This is a genomic window from Flavobacterium sp., assembly GCF_049318325.1.
Classification (GTDB): Bacteria; Bacteroidota; Bacteroidia; order Flavobacteriales; family Flavobacteriaceae; genus Flavobacterium.
Map to the genome: position 1 here is coordinate 1 of NZ_JBMOGQ010000194.1, position 2,944 is coordinate 2,944.

Annotated in this window: 3 protein-coding genes; 1 reads left to right on the plus strand and 2 read right to left on the minus strand. The window is 33.8% G+C overall.

Features of this window, described 5'->3' with window-relative positions:
- Positions 1 to 88: 88 nt before the first annotated feature.
- On the minus strand, positions 89 to 1,228 hold the full coding sequence (locus ACOYLP_RS11550) for an NRAMP family divalent metal transporter (protein ID WP_422856321.1): 1,140 nt from the start codon (positions 1,226 to 1,228) through the stop codon (positions 89 to 91).
- Between the two features lie 133 nt (positions 1,229 to 1,361).
- The gene (locus ACOYLP_RS11555; RefSeq protein ID WP_422856322.1) at positions 1,362 to 1,823 is read right to left on the minus strand and encodes a DUF1697 domain-containing protein; all 462 of its coding nucleotides are present in this window, start codon (positions 1,821 to 1,823) and stop codon (positions 1,362 to 1,364) included.
- A gap of 76 nt (positions 1,824 to 1,899) precedes the next feature.
- Between ACOYLP_RS11555 and rlmD the strand changes: the two genes are divergently transcribed.
- The coding region (gene rlmD, locus ACOYLP_RS11560) for a 23S rRNA (uracil(1939)-C(5))-methyltransferase RlmD (RefSeq protein ID WP_422856323.1) at positions 1,900 to 2,944 on the plus strand (1,045 nt) is incomplete at its 3' end.

A 2,944-nucleotide genomic window follows, 5' to 3' on the forward strand; every position in this document is an offset into this window, starting at 1 on the left:
CTCCTGCTACAACTAAAAAACTTGAAGATTTAGCTAAAGAGTTTGAACAAGAAACTGGTAGAAGTCTTGTTAAAAAATCAACAGGTATTCATAGTTTGAACGATAAACAAGATGCAATGCTTGCAATCAAAACTGGTGCTGTTAATCCATAAAGTATAGCCGTATATATCAAAGCTTTTATAGGTGAAATACCAATATAATTAAGTGATAAACCAAGAATCAAAGAAATAACCATAACCAAATAGAAAGCTTTGGCTTCGTGAAATTTTTTATCCAAACCTTTTTCCCAACCAAAGGTTTCGGAAATGATATAGGATAAGGATCCGCTCAAAACGGGAATAGCCAAAAGTCCTGTACCAATTACACCTGTTGCAAAAAGCAAATACGCAAAATTTCCTGCCAAAGGTTTCAAGGCTGCGGCAGCTTGTTCAACCGTATCAATTTGGTGAATACCCCCTTTATACAAAACTGTTCCAGTGGTTAATATAATAAAAAACATTACCACTCCTGAAAATGACATCCCAAAATCAACATCTTGTTTCATATCTGTAATAATTCTTTTATTCACTATCAAATGGCGTTTCTTGTGTGCCATTTCTTCAACTTCCATAGAAGCTTGCCAAAAGAACAAATAAGGTGAAATAGTAGTGCCTAAAATTCCGACTAAAACAGCAACAAATTCTTTATTAAATTGAATATTTGGTATAAAGGTATTTTTAGCAATATCCAACCAATCTTGCCTATATAAAAAAGGAACGATTAGATAAACCAATAGAACAACACAAAGAAATTTCAGTGTGGCAGCAATTTTATGATAGGGCAAATAAATGATTAATCCCAAAAGCAGAATGGTAAAAAAAATACTAAAATACATGGCGTCAATCTGAGGGAATAGCAAGTTTCCAACTGCTCCCATTCCGGCTATGTCTGCTCCAATATTCATTACGATGGCTGGAAAACTAAACAATAGCATTAAATACAAAACAGGTTTAGGATAATTAGTTTTTAAAGCGCCAGTTAAACCCTGAGAAGTGACTAAACCAATTTTAGCACACATTTGCTGAATAGCTGCCATGAGTGGAAATGCTATTAGTGCTGTCCATAAGGTAGACAAACCATAAGCAGCACCAGCTTGTGAATAAGTTGCAATTCCGGACGGATCATCATCGCTAGCGCCCGTTATTAAACCCGGTCCTAATACTTTCCAAAAACGCTTTAATTTATTCATAAGTATTGGACATTATTGATAATAAAATTTATAATACAAGCAATTTTTAATCTCTTTCATCAAACATTTTGAGTAATGTATTAACGGTATTCCAATTTCGTGTTGTTGAAACCACATTCATGCTTTTCTCAATCTATTTGTTATCGAGTTTGGTCTTGGCTGGAGAAATATCGTATTTAAGATAAATCCGTTTACCATCCAATTGAATTTCATCGGGTTTGATAAAATTTAAGTTTAGTTGGGTAATCATATTATCGGGCAACTCCGAAGATATAAACGAAACATATAATTTCTTTAAATCGATTTCAACTTCATTTAAAAATAAGTTTCGGTCCAAACACGCTTGCAAATCTTCTTTTCCAATAACAATTACCGGAACATCGTGCCCAAATTCTTTAAAGATTTCCTGTTTAATTATAAAACCAACTTTACCCGGATTTTCTTCTTCTGTATCCACAAACACATTACCTGATTGAATATAAGTAACCACTTTTTGAAAGCCAACAGCTTCTAATGATTTTTTTAAAGCTACCATGTTTATCATTTTATGTCCCGAAACATTGATACCTCTTAATAATGCTAGATGTGTATACACTTTTAAATTTTTCCTCTAATTTATATTTTTTTCTTAAATCATTACCAAGTTTTAACCAATAGTTTATTTTTGCGCTATGGGAAGAAAACAAACCAAAAAAGTCATCTTTGAAAACATAACTGTTTTGGATGCCGGTGCGAAAGGTGTATCGGTAGCTAAAGCTCCGGAAGGACAAGTAATTTTTATTCCAAACGTTGTTCCGGGTGATGTTGTAGACATACAAACTTTTAAAAAGAGAAAATCCTATTTTGAAGGTAAAGCCATCAAGTTTCACTTCTATTCTGAAAATAGAATTGAGCCTGTTTGCCAACATTTTGGTGCTTGTGGCGGTTGCAAATGGCAGAATATGAAGTATGAGCAACAATTGTTTTACAAAAATCAGGAAGTACACAATAATCTGAAACGCATTGGTAAAATTGAATTGCCTGATTTCGAACCGATATTGGGTTCGGAAAAGCAATTCTTTTATAGAAACAAAATGGAGTTTGGGTTTTCGGATACACGATGGTTAAACGAAATCGAAATAAAATCAGAAGACCAGTCGTTGAGTAAAAAACCTGCGCTTGGTTTCCATATTCCGAGAATGTGGGATAAGATTTTAGATATCGAAAAATGCCACCTTCAGGAAGATCCATCAAATGCGATTAGAAACGAAGTCAAACGTTTTGCGACTGAAAATAATATGATGTTCTTCAATGCTCGAAATCATGAAGGATTATTACGAACATTAATGATTAGAACAGCATCAACTGGAGAAATCATGGTGCTTATTCAGTTTTTTCAGGAAGATAAAAAACAGCGTGAACTCTTGATGAATCATATTGCAGAGCAATTTCCGGAGATTACTTCACTACAATACGTAATCAATAGCAAAGCTAACGATACATTATACGATCAGGATATCAAACTCTACAAAGGGAGAGATTATATATTGGAAGAAATGGAAGGTTTACAGTTTAGCATTAACGCCAAGTCGTTTTACCAAACCAACTCTGACCAAGCTTATGAATTATACAAAATCACACGCGAATTTGCAGGGTTAACAGGTAATGAAGTTGTTTACGATTTATATACCGGAACTGGAACTATTGCACAATTCGTTTCTAAACAAGCAAAAATAT